Consider the following 17,094-nt stretch of genomic DNA (forward strand, 5'->3'; position numbering starts at 1 on the left):
CCCCTACCCGCCCGGCCGGACCCAGAGCGCGACGAACCCCCACGCGACCGTCGTCGTCGCCGCCATCGCGACCATCGTCGCCACCGCGGGCAGCGGCTCCTCGCGCCGCGTGAACCGTCGGTAGCCGGGGACGAGCCCGACGAGCGGGAGCAGCGTCGCCGCGGCCACGACCGGCGGGAGCGCTCGCCCGACGAGGGCGACGGTCGCGACGGCCGCCGTCGCGACCCCGAGCGCGTACGCGGCCCGGAGCCGCCGGGGCGACCAGCGCGTCGCGAGCGTCCGCTTCCCGACCGCGGCGTCCGCCCGGCGGTCGGGCCACGTCGTCTCCAGGAGGTTCACGAACACCGTGGCGCCGAACGGAAGCGTCGCGAGCGCGGCGGCGGCGGTGACCTCGCCGGCGACGACCGCGAACCCGTACAGCGGGAGCGCGACGCCGCCGAGGAGCGCGTTCGCCGGCGCGCCCAGCCCGTTCCACGCGAGCCGGAGTGGACCGACGGAGTACTGCCAGCCGACGACGAGGATTCCCGCGAGGAGGGCGGCCGCTGTCGGCGGCAGGAGCGCCGCCTCGGCGAGCCCGGTCGCCTCGCTCGCGACCCCGAGGCCGGTCAGGGTCACGCCGAGCCCGCCGGCGGCGACCGCACCGCGCAGCGCGATCCTCCGCGGGAGGTCGGTCTCGACCAGCGCGCCGCTCCCGCCCGAGAACGGGGTGCGGTCGGTGAGCGCGTCCGTTTCGACGTCGGCGTATTCGTTAGCGTAGTGGACGCTCGCGGCGACCGGTATCAGCGCCGCGAGCCCGAGTCCGAGCCGCGCTGCGCCCCCCGTCTCGCCGTACCCCCGGCCGTACGCCATCACGACGCCGAGCGCGTACACTAAGCCGATCAGCGCGACCTGCGACGGCCGCGAGAGCCGCCAGAAGGCGGCCGGGACGCGCCGGTCCATCGGTCAGTCGTCGCCCAGCCCGCGGACCTCGGCCAGCAGGTCGTCGATCTCGGGGCGGTCGGCGGGCATCCGACCCTCGTACGCGTACGCGACGACCGGTTCGCCGCCGCGAGCGTCGAGAATCATCGCCACCGGCATCCGCCCGACGAGGTCGTGGAGCGAGCCGAGGACCCCGAACCGCACGGGCTGGTCGTACGCGTCGCTCACGTCGGTCTCGGGGTCGGCGAGCAGCGGGAACGGGAGGTCGTACGAGTCCTGCCACGACCGCGCTCGGCCCACCGGCTCGGGGAGCACGGAGACGACCGTCGCGTTCAGTGCCTCGAACTCGTCGTACCGGTCGGCGATCGCTCGGACCTGCTTCCGGCAGTTCCCGCAGTGGTAGTCGCGCTGGAACAGGAGGACGATCGCGTCGGTGTCGGGGTCCGCGGCCGCGGCCGACAGTGAAAATCGGTCGGGACCCGCTCCCGCGTTCGGCAACTCGAAGTCGGGGACCGCCTCGGCGGACGTCCGAGTGTCGCTCATGGCGCCCGCTACGCGCTCCCGCCGCATAAACGGGGAGTCGGTGTGGCGCGCCGCGCGCGGAACCGGGACAAATATAGGTCAATGACACTCGTTCACGCAGTATGACCGAACGGAGTGGGACCGCCGGCTCGCCCGTCGAAGCTGCGAGCGGCGCGGCCGCGGAGCCCGCTCCGGTCGACGCCGCGCGGGAGTTCCTCCGGGCCGTCCGAACGGACGGCGACGTCGACGCGGCCCGACGACGGCTCGACGCGCTGCCGCCGGCCGCGCTGGACGCCCTCGACGCCGCGGAGCAGCTGGCGTTCTGGATCAACGTCTACAACGCCGCCACCGGGGACGCCCTCCTCGACGACCCGACGCGGCTGTCGAACCGGCGCCGCTTCTTCGCCGCGTCCGTCGTCTCCGTCGCCGGCGCCGACCTGAGCCTCGACGAGATCGAACACGGAATCTTACGCCGCTCGAAGTGGAAGTACGGGCTGGGATACCTGCCGGACCCGTTCCCCTCGGCGTTCGTCCGCCGGCACCGCGTCGCCGATCCCGACCCGCGGATCCACTTCGCGGTCAACTGCGGCGCCACCGCCTGTCCGGCCGTCTTCGCCTACGACCCGGCGACCGTCGACGAGGCGCTCGACCACGCCGCCGAGACGTACCTGCGAGGCGAGACGGTCGTCGCGGACGGCACCGCCCGCGTCCCGCGGCTCATGCTGTGGTACCGCGGGGACTTCGGCGGGAGGAGCGGGATCCGAGAGCGGCTCCGGCGGTACGGGGTGATCGACGCGGACGCGACGCCCGAGATCCGCTACCGCGAGTACGACTGGACGCCGTCGCTGGAGCCGTTCCGCGGCGGAGAGTGACTCTCGCTCGCTCGCGGCCGCCGGGGCCGTTGGGGCGGGCTTTTTGACCTCCCCCGCCGACGACCCGGGTATGACCGATCTCGACATCGACCTCGTCCTCGTGCCCGTCGACGGCAGCGAGGAGTCTCACGAGGCGGTCGATTACGCCATCGCACTCGCGGCGGAGTACGACGCGAGCGTCCACGCGCTGTACGTCCTCGACGAGGAGGTCGTCCGCGCCATCGACCACGGCGTGGTCGACGAGAGCGACGTGGCCGACGACTCCGAGGCGTTCACCGACTCCGTCGCCCGCCGCGCGGAGACGGCCGGGGTCCCCCACAGCAACTCGATCGCCTACGGCTTCTCCACGTCGGTGAAGACCGTCCACCCGGGAAGCGTCGTCCTCGACACCGCGGAGGAGTTGGAATCGGACTTCATCGTGGTCCCGCGCGAGCCGGTCTCCGGCGACCCCGGCGAGGTGCTGGGGAAGGCGGCGGAATATGTCCTCCTGTACGCGAGCCAGCCCGTGCTGTCCGTCTGATGGTCGGCGGCCTCCTCCCGGCCGGCACGACCCTGCCGCCCCTCCCGCACCTCCTCGCCGTCCTGCTCGCGACCGGCGGGGTCGTCGCCGCGCTTCGCCGCCGCCGCCCCGCCGTCACCGGTCGCCGGGTGCTCGCGCTCGCGCCGTGGATGGCGCTCGGCTCCGCCGCGCACGTCCTCTACGTCGTCGACGCGCTCCCGCCCCTGATCGCGCCGCTTGCGGGCTCGCCGACCGTCTACCTCACCGTCGGGTCGCTGGCGGGCGCGGCGTGGCTCGCCGCCGACGCTGCCCGTCCCGAACGGGTCGGGGGCACGCTCGCGACCACCGGCGTCGCCCTCCTCGTCCCCGTCGTCGCGGCCGCGGTCGGGGCCGGACTCTCCCCCGTCGGCGCGCGCTGGTCGGCCGTCGCGCTCGGGCTCACCGTTCCGATCGCCGGGGGCGCTTGGCTCGGGTTGACCCGCTTCCGGCCGGAGGTCGCGGTCACCGGCGGCGTCGGCGCGCTCGCCGTGTTCGGGCACGCGCTCGACGGCGTCTCGACCGCGGTCGGGACGACGCAGCTCGGCTTCGGCGAGCGCACGCCGGTGTCGCGGATCCTCTTAGAGATCGGCGGACTGCCCTCGCTTCCGGTGATCGGCGACGGGTGGCTGTTCCTCCTCGTGAAGCTCGCGGTCGCGAGCGCCGTGGTCTGGCTGTTCGCCGCATACGTCCGGGAGACTCCGGGAGAGGGCTACCTCCTCCTCGGGTTCGTCGCCGCGATGGGGCTCGGCCCCGCGGCGCACAACCTGCTGTTGTTCTCCGTCGCCGCCTGACCGGGGGCTGCGGGTCGTAACGCCTCACCATACGGCGAGCGCGAACACGACCGCGACGCTCGCCAGCATGACGGCTTGGACGAACGCGCTGGCGAGGACGCCGACGGCCGCGTACGCCGCCTGCCGGGCGGCCGCCTCGGGGTCGTCACCGTTCCCGTAGAGGGCGACGACGAAGACGGTCCCGGCCAGCCCGACGACGAGTCCGATCGGTCCCAGCGGGATCAGCAACGCGATGCCGACCAGCGTCCCGGCAACGACGGTCCGGGTCGACGCGCCGCCGAGCCGCCCGGAGACCATGCCGGACAGCAGGTCGACGGCGGAGGCGAGCAGCGAGACGGCGACGAGCGCGACCAGGACGGCGAGCCCCGGCTCGGCGAAGCCGGTGGTGTACGCGTAAGCGAGGACGGTCAGCGCCGCGAGGACGCCGCTGGGCACGAACGGAGCGAAGGCGCTGGCCGTCCAGACGACGAGCAGCGCGATCGCCAGTCCGGCCGCGGGAGAGACCATACGAGGCAGACGCGTCGCGCGTTCAAAAACGCGTCTACCGTCGCACCGTCTCGGGTCCCGTCACTTCGGGACGTACACGAGGGGTTCGTACCGGTGGGCGGCGTACGGCTCGGCGTCGTCGGCCAGCGAGAACACGCTCTGCGGCCACGTCCCCAACACCTCGTGGATGCGTTCGTACGAAAGCAAGTTCTCGCCCGCGAGAACGAGTCCGAACCGATCGGTGAAGCGCTCGGGGTCCCACACGGCGTCCTCGCCGAGGTGTTCGTGCGGCGCTTCCGCGATCCGGTTGTAATGGGCCCGCGCGAGCCGGTTGTGGTAGTTGAAGACGAGACACCCACCGGGTTCCACCGCGCCGTAGAGGCGTTCTATCGCCCGTGCGATGTCCGCCACGTAACACAGCGTGAACAGACAGGAGACCACGTCGAACCGGCGGTCAGGGTCGAACTCCGGAAGGACCGCCCGCTCGAAGGCGACCTCGCGGTCAGCTTCGCGTGCGCGTTCGCGGTTCGCCGCGAGGACCGCCTCGGCGGCGTCGTACCCGACGACGGTCGTGTCCGGGTAGCGCTCCGCGACCTCGAACGCGAGGTCGCCGGGCCCGCATCCGACATCGGCGTGCGCGTCCGGGCCGTCGCGGAAATTGGCGTCCAGAAACTCGACGAACGGCTCCGCGACGAGGTCCGCGCTCGGCCCCGTGTCCTCGCGCACCGCCTCATCGGCTCCGTCCCAGTACTCGCCCCAGTCGATAGTCCCCGCGTATTGGGTCTCGGTCATCGTTTCGTGGAAGTGACATTTTGGCGTTCCCTGACCTTTCTGTCGGTTGTTTCGGCCTCAGTCCGAGAATAGAAAAGGAATCGACGAGCAAAAAACTTACCAAAGATATTTACTTTACCGTTTGCTTACTATTTCGAGACGGAGAGAATTATATTTTGGGGTCCCGTAGCCGCGTTCCGTCGGACTCGTCCGTAGAACCCGTCGAAACCACTGTCCGACCACGCGTCGACGCCCGTTCGAACGAGGGCGACCCTCTCCGAACAGTTACAGCCCGCTCGGGCAGTGTTCTGACCCGATCCGCGTGGCCCGCAGAAGTGTGCGTAAACCCGTCTGACGCCGTCGATGCCGGTCCGGTTCGACGCCGTCAGTCCTCTTCCTCGACGACTTCCGGGTCCTCGATGGCCGACTGGAGGGAGTCGAGCCCGTTGACCCACTCGGAGACGAGGCCGTACTCCAAGTCCTCGACGAGTTCGATGTCGAGCGTCTCGCCGTCGATGACGCGCGTCCCGGCCTGAACGACGTAGCCGAGCGCGGCGTCGAGGTCGTCGCCCTCCTCGGCCTCGGCGGCCGCGCGGACGAACTCACTCACGTCGCCGTCGACGACGCCGCCGACGAGATACTCCTCGGCCGCGTAGAAGACGGGGACGAGCGAGGTCTGGACGCCGTCGATCAGCATCACCTTGTCCTCGTCGTCGAACTCGACGTCAGCGAGGACGATGTCGCGGATGTCGCGGACCTCCTCGACGGCGCGGTCCTCGTCGATGCGGTCCTCGTCGAACGCGGCCAGCACCTTCACCACGGCGATCGCGGCGTCGTCCTGAAGGTTCAGGAGGAGCCGCGCGGAGTCCTCGTTCTCGGGGTCGATCTCCTCTTCGGCCAGCCTGTCGAGCCAGTTCTGCCAGCGTTCGTCGGTATAGAACGTTTCAACGGCGTCGTCGTCGGTCATGTCCCGTACGTCGCCCGGCCAACTCAAATGCCTTTCCTATCGATCGCCGCCCGAGAGACCGTCTCACTCGCGTGAATCCTCGGATTCAGGACTCGCGTTCCAGCGTCGCTTCGGTGTCGATCCCGTACACGGCCCGGGGAGTCTCGACGTGCGCCCGGCGGACCGCCTCGTCGTGTCCCGCCTCCAGCAGCCAGCGCACCCGGCGCGGGACGGTCTTCGGCCCGAGGACCATGCCCGGACGGTCCGGGTCGTCGACGAAGTCGGTCTCCATCAGGAACGGCTCGCCCGCCTCGGCCGCGCGCTCCAGGCGATCCTTGTCGCTCATCACGCTCGGCGTGACGCCGGCGAGTTCGCCCGCTGCGTAGTGTTTGACGACGCGTGACGGGTCCAGCCCCGACTCCTCGGCGACTGCGGCGAGGTCGGTCAGGTCCTCCGTGGCCTCGGTGTGGAGCTGGACCGCGCAGTCGACCTCCGCGCCGAGTTCGAACGCCCGCCGCGTGACCGCGTTCGACGCCTCCCAGACCGCGTCGCTCACGTCGTAGTGTGGGCGGCCGGACTTCAACGCGAGCGCGTCGCCCTCCGCGACGTACTCGCTCGCGACCTCCAGCCCGCCCCGCATGAGGTCGCGGGCCACCTCGGGGGAGAAGTCGCGCTCGTCGACGAGCCGGCTGATCAGCCCGGGGTGGACGCCGAGGACGGGCCACGCGCGCCCTGGTAAGACCTCCGTCGCGGCCGCGACCGTCTCCAGCGTCTCCTCGAAGACGGCCCGGAAGTCGTCCGGCTCGTCCGGCTCGACGCCCAGCAGCCACGAGGGCTTGTTCACCACGAGCAGGTGGGTGCCGCCGAGCCGGACGAACTCCTCGACGGCCTCGATCCCGCGGCCGTGTCGGGGGTCGAGGTGGAGGTGGTCGTCCAACACCGGCGTGCCGAGGTCCTCGCTCATGGGCGACCGTTCGGCCGCGCGCGATTAGAAGGATCGGTCCGCGGCGATCGGGGGCACGGGGACCGAGAGGGCGACGGACTCGCCGCGCCCGCTCAGTCAGCGCGGTTCGCCGCGAACTTCCCGTCGGGCCGGGGGACGGTCACGGCGGGGAGCTCGGCCTCGATGGCCTCGCGCCGCCCCTCGAACTCCCCGGGCAACACCAGCCGCTCGCCGAGCGCGTCGAGCGGCTCGTCGCTCGCGTAGCCGGGGTCGGCGGTGGCGAGCTCGAAGAGGACGCCCGCGAACTCCCGGAAGTAGACCGAGCGGAACCAGTGGCGGTCGATCTGCTGAGTTGGGCGCAGCCCCATCGACGCGACCGCGTCGCGCATCCCGGACTGGTCGGCGTCGGTCGGTGTCTGGAACGCGACGTGGTGGACCGTGCCGCGGCCGGAGCTCCCCTGTCGGTCCGTCTCGACGACGTCGACGTACTTCCCGACCGGGCCGCCAGCCGCGAAGCGAGTCCGCTCGTTCCCGGCCGCGTCGTCCGCCTCCGTCTCGGCCGCCGTCAGCCCCATCGTCCGGAGGAGCCGTTCGGTCCGCTCGGCGTCGCCGAGCCACAGCGTCACGGAGTGGAACCCGCGGATCGCGGCCGACTCGGGGACGAACGCGGTCCACGCCGTCGTCGGATCGTCGTCGGGAACCTCGACCGCGACCAGCTCGACGGGGAGCCCGTCGGGGTCGCGGAAGGGGAGGACCGCCTCGCCGAACCGCTCCTCGCGGGCGTCGTAGTCGACGCCGCGCTCGTCGAACCGGTCCTCCCAGTAGTCGAGGCTCCCCTCGGGCACCCGGAACGCGGTGCGCGAGACCTGACCGGCGCCGACCTCGCCCTCCGGGAGCTCCGTCCACGGGAAGAAGGTCATGCTGGTGCCGGGCGTCCCCTCCGCGTCGCCGTAGAAGAAGTGGTACGTCCCGGGGTCGTCCTGATTGATCGAGCGCTTCACGAGCCGGAGGCCGAGCGTCTCGGCCCAGAAGTCGAGGTTCCGCTGCGGGTCGCCGGCCACGCAGGTCACGTGGTGGATTCCGGGCGTCGGCGCGGGGCCGTCGCCGGTTTCGCCGTCTGTTGAGTCGGGTCCGTCGGTCATGTTACCCCGTAGGTCCCGGACCGACTTGAATCGGCGCGGACACGGATGTTACCGGGTCCCGGCGGCGGTGAGCCGGCGGGGCGACCGGTCACCGAGCCAGCGCCATCGCCCGCTCGATCCGCTCACTGAGCGCCTCGAGCCGGTCGCCCACGGCGCCGACCGCCGCCAACACCGGATACGTGACGTCGAGGTCCTGGTAGCAGTACCCCGGGAGGTCGAGGTCGCCGTCGAGCGCGAGCCGGCGCGTGTGCTCGGCGAGCACGCGCTGGCGGCGCGCGGCGATCCGGTCGCAGTCGTCGCGGAGCGCCGCGGTCCGGGTCCGGCAGGCGTCGAGCGCGCCGAACCCGGCCGCCGCGTCGTCCCCCTCGTCGCCGAGTTCATCGTCGATCGCCGCGATCTCGGACCGGATCGGGTCGAGGCGGGACGCCGCGCGATCGATCGACTCCAGCTCCGACTCCACGGCGTCGAGGAACGCCTCGCGCTCCTGGACCGTGGTCTCGGCGGCGCTCAGCACCGACCGCTTGTACTCCTCGCGGAAGCAGTCCGTCCGGGTGAGCGCGTACGCCAGCTCGGGGCCGAACTCCTCGGCGACGCTCCGCTCGTAGGTGTCGTCGTACTCCTCGGCGTAGTGCGGGACCGACATCACCGTGGCGCGATACGCGTCCCTGACCGTAACGAGCCGAGAGCCGGGGGCCGCGGCCGCGTCGCCGCGACCGCCCGCCCCGTCGCCGACCGCACTGCGCATCGCGTCGGCGACGCCGGCGAACCCGCCGGGCGCGGAGGCGTCCGCGGGACCGGTGCCCCCGCTCTCGCCCGGAATCGACGACACGCGGCTCCGGAACGCCCGGAACGCCTCGCGCTCGTCGACGACCCGGCGCCGCTCGACGCGGAGCGCGGCCCGCGCCGCCCGGATCGGATCGCTCCCCTCGTCCGCGTGAATCGCTGCCATGTGTCGCGGCACGGCGACACCTCCTGTAAACGCTTATATGAGACGTATCCGCCACACCGGACGGCTCCGGAGGGGTATATAGCTCTCGGGCCGGGGACAGCGACTTTCCCGCTCCGCCGCCGATCGGCGGTATGGAGAAGGTGGCCCTCGCCGAGGCGTTCGGCTCGTTCGAGGAGACGTGGTCCCCGCGGCTCGCGGGCGAACTCAACGGACAGGCGGTCAAGCTCGCGAAGGCGGACGGCGAGTTCATCTGGCACAGCCACGCGGACGCCGACGAGCTGTTCTTCGTTCACTCTGGGCGGCTCCGGATCGAGTTCCGCGAGGCGGACAATGTTGTGCTGGAGGAAGGCGAGCTCACGGTCGTCCCGCGCGGGACGGACCACCGCCCCGTCGCCGAGCCGGAGGCCGAGATCCTGCTGTTCGAACCCACCGAGACGCGCAACACGGGCGACGTCGAGACCGACGAGACCGTGACCGACGTGGAGCGGCTGGACTGAGTCACGAGACGACGGCGCGCGCGAGCGACCCGAACAGGGGGAGCGCCAGTCCCGCGCCGACCGTGAGGTAGACGACCGGACGCATCCCCGGCACCGCGGCGGCCGCGGAACCGAGACCGACCGCGAACGCCGCGAGCGCGACGATACCCGCACCGAGCGCGTACGCGACGCCCCGCCGGACCGTCGGCGCGACGAGCGACGCGAGCGCGCCGGCGGCGATCAGCCCGAGCCAGTGGACCGTCGCGAGCGCGACGCCGACTCCCAGCGCGGCGACGAGCGCGACCGCGTGAGAGCGCGGCTCCGTCCGGACGCGTCCGAGGAGGGGCAAGGAGTCGTCGGGGGCCGGCGCGTCGTTCGGGGACGGCGCGTCGCTCACTGCGACCCCTCCGTCGGGGGCTCGAACCGAACCGCCGGTTCGCCGCCCGCGCCGAGCGGCATCGGGCGCTGGTCGTTACCCAGCCAGCGCCGGAGCTGGTCGTCGTAGTGTTCCGAGAAGTAGTCCCCGGAGTTCCCGCCCGGGAGGACCGCGGTCGCGTCGGTCCCCGGGCGCACCACCATCCGCCAGCTCGACCCGACCGCGGACTCGACGCGGTAGTTCTTCACCGTCGCGGGCGAGCCGTCAGCGGACAGTTCGTCGTAGTTCAGGAACGCCGCCTCGCCGCCGAGGGGGTGGGTCATCGCCCGCGTGGTGTTGTAGTCGCCGTACGTCTCCCAACCCTCCTCGCCGATCTCGTCGAGCGCGTCGCGGAGGGCCGCGGCCGCGAGGTCGCCGCGCGAGCCCCCCTCGAACAGTGGGTCGTCGTCGGGGAGCCGCGCGAGCGTCCAGTCGCTCGGGTAGTAGGACTCGCCGAGGCCGCCGTCGGAGAAGGCGGGCTCGAAGACGCGCTCGCGGAACTTCGGCAGGTACCGGGCGAACAGCAGCGCGGCCCGGGAGTCCCGTCGCATTCGGTAGTTCCACTCGTCGAGGGCGTCAGCGGCGTCGACGAGCGGCGGATCGGGGTCGTCGCGGTCGCGGACCGCGGCGACCAGTTCGGGGACGAGTTCCGGGCCGCGCCCGTCGCGCACGTCGTTCTGGAGGGCGCGGTGGAAGTCGGGGTCGGTCGACCCCTCCCCCCCGTCGATCGTCCCCTCGAGACGGTCGGCGATCCGGGCGCCGCGGTACGGGGTCGCGTAGTCGACGCCGACGTAGTGGATCGGGTCGTCGATCGGGCGCTGGTTGGCGGTCGACAGCGCGTCGGGGTCGATCGCGTGCGGCTTCTCCGCGAAGGGGACGAACCCCTCCCACGACGACTCACCGAACGGCTCGAACCCCGCCCACTCCCCCTCGCCGGCGGAGCCGTCGAACACCCGGTCGCCGTCGACGACCTCGCCGTCGGTGCGGCGGATCGGGAGTTTCCCGGTCGCGAAGTAGAGCGTGCGGCCGTCGGCGTCGGCGTACACGAGGTTCTGCGTGGGGAGATCGAAGTTGCGCGTCGCGTCGAGCAGGTCGTCGATCCCCTCGCTGCGTCCGTACGCCTCGATGGCGACGGTGGTGCGCGTCGCGGTGTGGCCGGTCCACGCGACGCCGACCGTCTGATCCTCGCGTTCGATCAGGGGGCCGTGGACGGTTCGGCGCACCCGGACCTCCCGGTCCTCGCCCCCGGCGACCGGGATCGTCTCGCGCTCGTCGACTTCGAAGGGGCGCCACTCCCCGTCGTACTCGTAGCGGTCGCCCGCCTCGTCGATATCGTACCGGTAGCAGTCCAGCACGTCGGCGCCGAGGTTGGTGAACGACCACGTGCCGCGGTCGTTCGCGCCCGCGATGACGAACGGGACGCCCGAGAACGTCGCGCCCCGCACCGACCGCTCGGGGGTGTCGACCGACTGCTCGTACCACAGCGGGGGCGCCTGAAGCGAGAGGTGCGGGTCGTACGCGACGATCGGGCTCCCGCTCGCGGCGTGCTCTCCGGAGACGACCCAGCTGTTCGAGCCGACCCCCGTCGGCGACTCGAAGCCGGAGAGCCAGTCGGTCAGTTCGGGGTCGACGGGGTCGGCGCCGCCCCCAACGTTCGAGGTCGCCTCTAGGTTCGGCGCGCGCTCACCCGCCCCGCGAAGGCTCTCGGCGCCCCTCCCCTCGGAGAGCCGCGTCTCGGTCCCGTCGAGGATCGGGTCGTCGTGGTCGTACCGCGTCGGAAACAGCGTCTCGGCGCGCTCGGATCCGAGGCGGTCGGCGACGAGCGCGCGCCGTAGTTCGGCGAAGCTCCCCGTGAGCGTCCACGAGATCTGCTTTTCCATCAGCATCGAGTCGACGGGGGTCCACGGCTCGGGCTCGTAGCCGATCAGCTCGAACTCCAGCGGGAGCGGTAGGTCCTCAATCGCGGCGTTGACGCCGTCTGCGAACGCCTCGACGAGGGGCCCGGCGCGCGTCTCGGCGACCGCGTCCCACGTGGCCGCGGCGGCGTCGGCGAACCCCATCGCGACGTTGAACTCGTCGCTGTCGAGCGTCGCCTCCCCGATCACCTCCGAGAGCCGGCCGCGCATCACCCGCCGCTGGAGATCCATCGCGAACAGCCGGTCGAACGCCTGACAGTAGCCGACCGCGAAGTACGCCGCGGGCTCCTCGTCCGCCTCGATCTGCGGGACGCCGAACTCGTCGCGGGCGACCGTCGCCGCCCCGTGCGGGCTCTCGACGGTCTCCGGGAGGGACCGGTCGGCGGCGTCCCACGCCTCGCCCGACAGCGGGGCGAACGAGTCGAGGAGGTCGGCCGCGTCGCTCGCCGCCAGTCCGGCGCTGCCGGCCGCGAGGACGCTCGCGAGGACCGCGCGGCGCGTGGTGTCGCGTGTCACCTCACGACCGACGACCCGATTCCTCATTATAATTTGGATCGGATCGGGGTGGTTCACGTATCCGAGCGTGAGCAGTGGACGACGGCGAAGCCGTCAGTACGCGCGGACTCCAGTCTGCGCGCTCTCGGACACGCGAAAAAAAGCCGCGGCGGCGCTACTCCTCGGCGGCGGGCTCTTCGACTTCCTGTTCTTCGGCTTCCTCTTCCTCTTCGGAGCGGGCGGCCACGAGGGCCCCGCTGGCGACGCTGTACATCGGCTCGTCCGGCGAGTGGACGCCGCTGATGGAGAACGGGATGTTCGCGTCTTCGAGGTGGTCGGCGAACAGATCTTCGAAGCCGTTGGGGCTCGAGGTCCCGCCCGTGACGACGACCGGAACGTCGAGGCCCTCCTCGATGTCCTCCTCGTCGACCTCGCTGGTGATGTTCTCTATCACGTAGTCGAGCAGGTTCTCGTAGTAGATGGCGAGCGCCCCCTCGACGCCCCCCACGTCTGTCCGGAAGTCCAGCTCGAAGTCGTCCTCTTTGATGGAGGTCACCTTGTCGACCGGCGTCCCGGTCGCCTGCGCGGTCTGCTCGTCCACCCAGTCGCCGCCGCGGGCGATAGAGAACTTCATGACCGGAACCGCGTAGTACGCCAGACAGACGTTGGTCATCCCCGCGCCGAAGCTGATCCCCAGCCCGGTGAAGTTGTTGTCGGCCAGCTCGGAGTAGATGACCGCCATGCCCTCGTTGATCGGCTCCGGGTCGTACCCCATGTCGCCGAGCATCGACTCCAGCGTTTTCTCGTGATACAGCGTCGAGAGGTCCGAGTCGATGGGGTCGGCCGGACTGGAGTAGTAGAGCCGCTCGTTGTGCCGCGACGGCTCGCCGACGACCTGCTCCGTGATGAGCTTGATCATCGGGATCGCCGAGGACTCGTCGCTCGAGAGGATCCCGTGTTGCATCGGGCGACGGGTCTCTTGGTTGAAGATGTTCGCGAAGTTGAGCGCGTCGTCCCCGACGACGTACACCTGATCGTCTTTTCGGATGTGGAGGACTTCGCTCCGGGAGAGCATCTGCTCGGCCATGTCGCTGTACTCGATCTCGACGAACGAGTTCCGCTGTTGTACGAAGACGGTTTCTGCGCCTTCCTGACGCGCGGAGAGAATATTCATCGTGCCAACGTCAAGTCCCTTGGCCATACGCTAACCTCAAAGCGAATCCACATAAGTTTTCGTAGGAAGACAGGATGCTTAGAACAGCCCGCGGATCCGGTCGATGAGCCCCTCGCCGGTCGCATCGGTCTCCTCCTCCTCGCGCTGCTGTTCGCGGAGCTCCCGGAGCGCGGCCGCCTGGTCGTCGGTCCCCTCGCCGCTCGCGGTCTCGACATCCCCGCCCTGGAGGCCCTGTAGCTGTGAGACCGCGTCGGAGACGTTGCCGTCGCTGGTCCGGGTCTCGATCCCGGAGTCCGGCAGATTCTCGCTGTCGATGTCGTCGATGGCGCTCGTGTCGAGGTTCAGCCGTCGCGTCTCCGTGCGGCTGACGCCGCCCCAGGAGAGCTCCGCGTCGTCGAGCGCGCTGTCGATGTCGGACCGTACCTGCTCGTCGCTGACGGTCTCCGTCTCCTCCGCGTCCGCCTCGGTCGCCTCGGCCTCGCCCGTCTCGTCGACCGCGCGCTCGACCCGGTGGGCGACGAGGGCCGCGCCGGTCGCGGCGACCACGAGCGCGATACCGACGCTGTAGAGGGCGATGACCTGCGCGCTGTAGTCCGGCGGCACGGTCACGTTCCAGTCCTGCGGGTAGGCCCACACGAAGAGGCCGACCGCGACGAGGTCGATCACCGAGCCCGCGGCGGCGACGTACAGCATCCGCTTGTCGACCGGCAGCAGGACAACGATTCCGAGCAGCAGCGCCGGGAATCCGACCGCGCTGGCGACGCCGGCGACCTCGCGGATCGCGTACGAGGACGACGAGGCCGCCGGCAACGTCGCGCTGTAGAGGAACACCACGACGCTGACGGCACCCGCGACCAGTCCGACGAAGAAGAGGCCGAACCCGGCGTACACGTCGACGGTCCGGTCGGGGTCGCCGATGTATCGTCGGTAGTACCGGAGGAGTTGGTTCGAGTCGGTCGCCTCGCTCATACGGGAGCGTTCCGCCCCGACTGTAATCATTGTTCCCCCCGACCCTAGTCCTTAACAACTCCGCGACTGAGGTTCAACTGATCAACAGTGGAGCCGGACTGTCCACGGTGTGGCGACAGCCTGACCGCGTTCACGCTGGCGGGCGTCGAGGCGCTCGCGTGCGAGGCGTGCGGCTACGTCGGCGTCGAGGCCGATCACTCCGGCGATCGGACGGTCGTCGAGAGCTGGGACGACGCGCTCCGGCGGTTCCACGAGGAGTCCTGACCCATGCCATCGATCGACATCACCGACGACCAACGCGACCGCATCGCCGCGCTGCGCGAAGAGCTCACCGACGCGCACGCCGACAGATACACCTCGGTCACACTGCGCGACACCGTGGCCTACCTCCTCGACCTCGCCGACGCCGTCGACGACCCCGACCGCCGGGCGGCGGTCGATACCAACCGATCGGAGGCCGACGACGACGACGGCGGGTTTCCGCGGGAGCGGCTCGAAGCGCGGCTTCGCGAGCGTAATCGCCGCCACAGCGACGCAAACCCGGACGACCCGATGGACCTGTACAGCATCGCTGCGGAGTACGACGTCTCGGGCCGCAGCAGCATGACTAAGGGAGAGCTCGTGACGGCGATCCTCGACGTCGCCGAACGGCGCTACACGGCCCCGTTCGCGCCGGTCGACGTCGAGTTACCCGACGCCGACCACGACGGTGGCTCCGGAGCAGACACCGACTCCGCCGAGGGCGGTTCCGAAGCGGACCACGGCGACGACGACGGTAGTTCCGAAGCGGACCACGACAACGCCGAGGACGGCGGCGACGAGAGCGATACCGCCGCCGAGTCCGACGCCGGCGACCAAGCCGGAGACGACGGTCAGCTCAACGCGATGTTGAGCCTGCTCGAAACGCACAGCGACAAGTGGGACTCGGCCGACGGCGACGCCCGCTACGAGGTCGAACTGCCGGACGGGAGCGTCGAGACCGCGCGCACCAAAGACGACGTTCGCGCGGCCCTGTTTAAACACTACTAACGATGGGGCTTCTTGACACACTCAGATCGTGGCTCGGCCTCGGCGGCGACGGCGACGGAGACGGGGACCCACACGCGAACGCCGAGGTCGATACCCCGGCCGCCGACGAGACCGACGGCTCGGCCGCCGACGAAACTGGCACCGAGGCCGCAGCGAAGCCGAAACTCGATCCGAGCGGCGTGACCGAAACCCGGGTCGAATCGACGGACAGCGCCGTCGACGCACTCAAGCAGGCTCGTAACGAAGGCGGCGACGACGACACCGGGGCGACTCCTGCCGACGGTCCGAGCGTCGGTGCCGATCCGTCGACCGAACGGCGTGACTCCGACGCGTCCGCGGACGACGACTCGTGACGCCACTCCCGCCTGTGAACACCGCGGCTTCCTGTACCGGGGAAGCAGTCGCTCACGCTACGCTGAGGCGGCTTCTAACCTTTATTAGTCCGACCCGCGTAGATACATGCGGTGTGTTCACGTGAAACTCGCATTGATCGGGGTCGGACAGGCAGGTGGGAAGGTAGTCGACGAGTTCCTGGCCTACGACGCACAGACGGGCGCAGACATCGTCCGGGGAGCGATCGCCGTCAACACGGCGAAGGCGGACCTCAACGGGATCGACCGCCTTCCGGAGGACCGCCGGATCCTGATCGGGCAATCGCGGGTCAAGGGCCACGGGGTGGGCGCGGACAACGAGCTGGGCGCGGAAGTGGCCGAGGAGGACATCGACGAGATCCAGGGGGCGCTCGACTCGGTGCCGGTCCACGAGATCGACGCGTTCCTCGTCGTTGCGGGGCTGGGCGGCGGGACGGGATCGGGTGGCGCACCCGTGATCGCGAAGAACCTCAAACGGATCTACACCGAACCCGTCTACGGGCTCGGCATCCTCCCCGGCAGCGACGAGGGCGGGATCTACACGCTGAACGCCGCCCGCTCGCTCAAGACGTTCGTCGACGAGGTGGACAACCTCATGCTGTTCGACAACGACGCGTGGCGCAGTTCGGGCGAGTCCGTCGGAGAAGGGTTCGACGCGATCAACAGGGAGTTGGTCCAGCGGTTCGGCGTGCTCTTCAGCGCCGGCGAAATCACCGAGGGGAGCGACGTCGCCGAGAGCGTGGTCGACTCCTCCGAGATCATCAACACGCTCAAGGGCGGCGGCATCTCGTCGCTGGGGTACGCCGACGTCGAGGTCGACGAACCGAAGCGGTCGGGGTTGCTCTCGCGGTTCGGCAACGATTCGAACGAGGGGATCGACAGCACGGAGGCCACCAATCGGATCACGAGCCTCGTCCGGAAGGCGACGCTCGGTCGGCTCACTCTGCCGTGTGAGGTGAGCGGGACGGAGCGGGCGCTGCTCGTCGTCGCCGGGCCGCCGGAGTATCTCAACCGGAAGGGCATCGAGCACGGTCGCAAGTGGCTCGAGGAACAGACCGGGTCGATGGAGGTCCGCGGCGGCGACTACCCGCGACGCGGCGAGGGAACCGTCGCGGGGCTCGTCCTGCTCGGCGGCGTGACGAACGTCCCGCGAGTGAAGGAGCTTCAGCAGGTCGCGGTCGAGGCGCAACAGAATCTGGGCGAGATCACCGACGAGAGCGAGGACCGCTTCACCGAGCTGATGGATAGCGACGGGGAGCTGGAGTCGCTGTTCTGACCGTCATCGCCTACTCGGAGCCGTCCTCCGAGGCGCCTCGGGCGGGGCCCGCTCCGGCACCGACGGCCCGAGAGCGTGAGACGCACGCGCGGCGG

General features: G+C 70.6%; 20 protein-coding genes. 8 read left to right on the forward strand and 12 right to left on the reverse strand.

Going from position 1 to position 17,094, the window contains the following annotated elements; translation table 11 throughout:
- Positions 1 to 3 precede the first annotated feature (3 nt).
- Together EXE52_RS11995 and EXE52_RS12000 are read right to left on the reverse strand one after the other, a co-directional pair.
- The gene (locus tag EXE52_RS11995; RefSeq protein WP_089308560.1) at positions 4 to 939 is read right to left on the reverse strand and encodes a prenyltransferase; all 936 of its coding nucleotides are present in this window, start codon (positions 937 to 939) and stop codon (positions 4 to 6) included.
- A 3-nt stretch (positions 940 to 942) separates the two neighbouring features.
- Positions 943 to 1,461 carry a peroxiredoxin gene (locus EXE52_RS12000; protein WP_086216463.1) on the reverse strand — a complete coding sequence of 173 codons (519 nt, stop codon included), beginning with the start codon at positions 1,459 to 1,461 and terminating at the stop codon, positions 943 to 945.
- Positions 1,462 to 1,562: 101 nt separating this feature from the next.
- Between EXE52_RS12000 and EXE52_RS12005 the strand changes: the two genes are divergently transcribed.
- From EXE52_RS12005 to EXE52_RS12015, 3 genes are all read left to right on the forward strand, one after another.
- The gene (locus EXE52_RS12005) at positions 1,563 to 2,312 is read left to right on the forward strand and encodes a DUF547 domain-containing protein (protein WP_086216462.1); all 750 of its coding nucleotides are present in this window, start codon (positions 1,563 to 1,565) and stop codon (positions 2,310 to 2,312) included.
- A 70-nt stretch (positions 2,313 to 2,382) separates the two neighbouring features.
- On the forward strand, positions 2,383 to 2,832 hold the full coding sequence (locus EXE52_RS12010; protein WP_089308559.1) for a universal stress protein: 450 nt from the start codon (positions 2,383 to 2,385) through the stop codon (positions 2,830 to 2,832).
- The gene (locus tag EXE52_RS12015; RefSeq protein ID WP_049930986.1) at positions 2,832 to 3,641 is read left to right on the forward strand and encodes a DUF63 family protein; all 810 of its coding nucleotides are present in this window, start codon (positions 2,832 to 2,834) and stop codon (positions 3,639 to 3,641) included. Before EXE52_RS12010 ends, EXE52_RS12015 begins: the two co-directional genes overlap by 1 nt.
- A 24-nt stretch (positions 3,642 to 3,665) precedes the next feature.
- On the opposite strand, the gene EXE52_RS12020 is transcribed toward EXE52_RS12015, so the two are convergent.
- The 6 genes from EXE52_RS12020 to EXE52_RS12045 form a co-directional block, all read right to left on the reverse strand.
- Positions 3,666 to 4,148, reverse strand: a complete 483-nt coding sequence (locus EXE52_RS12020; RefSeq protein ID WP_049930989.1) for a DUF456 domain-containing protein — start codon at positions 4,146 to 4,148, stop codon at positions 3,666 to 3,668.
- A 60-nt stretch (positions 4,149 to 4,208) separates the two neighbouring features.
- Positions 4,209 to 4,919, reverse strand: coding sequence for a trans-aconitate 2-methyltransferase (locus EXE52_RS12025; protein WP_089308558.1), 711 nt, complete (start codon positions 4,917 to 4,919; stop codon positions 4,209 to 4,211).
- A gap of 364 nt (positions 4,920 to 5,283) precedes the next feature.
- Positions 5,284 to 5,865 (reverse strand): DUF2150 family protein, encoded by a 582-nt coding sequence (locus EXE52_RS12030; protein ID WP_049930992.1) that lies wholly within the window; start codon positions 5,863 to 5,865, stop codon positions 5,284 to 5,286.
- 85 nt (positions 5,866 to 5,950) lie between these two features.
- Positions 5,951 to 6,808 (reverse strand): TatD family hydrolase, encoded by an 858-nt coding sequence (locus EXE52_RS12035; protein ID WP_086216460.1) that lies wholly within the window; start codon positions 6,806 to 6,808, stop codon positions 5,951 to 5,953.
- A gap of 92 nt (positions 6,809 to 6,900) precedes the next feature.
- On the reverse strand, positions 6,901 to 7,929 hold the full coding sequence (locus EXE52_RS12040) for a VOC family protein (protein ID WP_086216459.1): 1,029 nt from the start codon (positions 7,927 to 7,929) through the stop codon (positions 6,901 to 6,903).
- A gap of 88 nt (positions 7,930 to 8,017) precedes the next feature.
- Complete coding sequence (locus EXE52_RS12045; RefSeq protein ID WP_089308557.1) at positions 8,018 to 8,878, reverse strand: hypothetical protein; 861 nt, start codon at positions 8,876 to 8,878, stop codon at positions 8,018 to 8,020.
- A gap of 131 nt (positions 8,879 to 9,009) precedes the next feature.
- Here EXE52_RS12045 and EXE52_RS12050 point away from each other — a divergent pair, with 131 nt between their 5' ends.
- On the forward strand, positions 9,010 to 9,375 hold the full coding sequence (locus EXE52_RS12050) for a cupin domain-containing protein (protein WP_089308556.1): 366 nt from the start codon (positions 9,010 to 9,012) through the stop codon (positions 9,373 to 9,375).
- Position 9,376: 1 nt separating this feature from the next.
- Here the strand turns inward: EXE52_RS12050 and EXE52_RS12055 are convergent, their stop codons facing one another.
- From EXE52_RS12055 to EXE52_RS12070, 4 genes are all read right to left on the reverse strand, one after another.
- Complete coding sequence (locus EXE52_RS12055; protein WP_394334820.1) at positions 9,377 to 9,751, reverse strand: hypothetical protein; 375 nt, start codon at positions 9,749 to 9,751, stop codon at positions 9,377 to 9,379.
- Entirely contained in the window at positions 9,748 to 12,201 is a 2,454-nt protein-coding gene (locus EXE52_RS12060) for a penicillin acylase family protein (RefSeq protein WP_089308555.1), read from the reverse strand. The genes EXE52_RS12055 and EXE52_RS12060 overlap by 4 nt, the downstream gene beginning before the upstream one ends.
- A gap of 154 nt (positions 12,202 to 12,355) precedes the next feature.
- Positions 12,356 to 13,381, reverse strand: a complete 1,026-nt coding sequence (locus tag EXE52_RS12065; protein WP_049931005.1) for a cell division protein FtsA — start codon at positions 13,379 to 13,381, stop codon at positions 12,356 to 12,358.
- A gap of 51 nt (positions 13,382 to 13,432) precedes the next feature.
- Positions 13,433 to 14,323, reverse strand: a complete 891-nt coding sequence (locus EXE52_RS12070) for a permease (protein WP_089308554.1) — start codon at positions 14,321 to 14,323, stop codon at positions 13,433 to 13,435.
- Positions 14,324 to 14,410: 87 nt separating this feature from the next.
- Between EXE52_RS12070 and EXE52_RS12075 the strand changes: the two genes are divergently transcribed.
- The 4 genes from EXE52_RS12075 to EXE52_RS12090 all read left to right on the forward strand — a co-directional run bounded on the left by EXE52_RS12075 (position 14,411) and on the right by EXE52_RS12090 (position 16,999).
- On the forward strand, positions 14,411 to 14,587 hold the full coding sequence (locus EXE52_RS12075; RefSeq protein ID WP_080508566.1) for a zf-TFIIB domain-containing protein: 177 nt from the start codon (positions 14,411 to 14,413) through the stop codon (positions 14,585 to 14,587).
- A gap of 3 nt (positions 14,588 to 14,590) precedes the next feature.
- Positions 14,591 to 15,352 carry a Rho termination factor N-terminal domain-containing protein gene (locus EXE52_RS12080; protein WP_137703726.1) on the forward strand — a complete coding sequence of 254 codons (762 nt, stop codon included), beginning with the start codon at positions 14,591 to 14,593 and terminating at the stop codon, positions 15,350 to 15,352.
- Positions 15,353 to 15,354: 2 nt separating this feature from the next.
- Positions 15,355 to 15,705, forward strand: coding sequence for a hypothetical protein (locus EXE52_RS12085; protein ID WP_089308552.1), 351 nt, complete (start codon positions 15,355 to 15,357; stop codon positions 15,703 to 15,705).
- A 121-nt stretch (positions 15,706 to 15,826) separates the two neighbouring features.
- The gene (locus EXE52_RS12090; RefSeq protein WP_080508569.1) at positions 15,827 to 16,999 is read left to right on the forward strand and encodes a tubulin/FtsZ family protein; all 1,173 of its coding nucleotides are present in this window, start codon (positions 15,827 to 15,829) and stop codon (positions 16,997 to 16,999) included.
- Positions 17,000 to 17,094 lie beyond the last annotated feature (95 nt).

It is taken from the genome of Halorubrum sp. CGM4_25_10-8A, from assembly GCF_005435025.1.
Lineage (GTDB): Archaea > Halobacteriota > Halobacteria > Halobacteriales > Haloferacaceae > Halorubrum > Halorubrum ezzemoulense.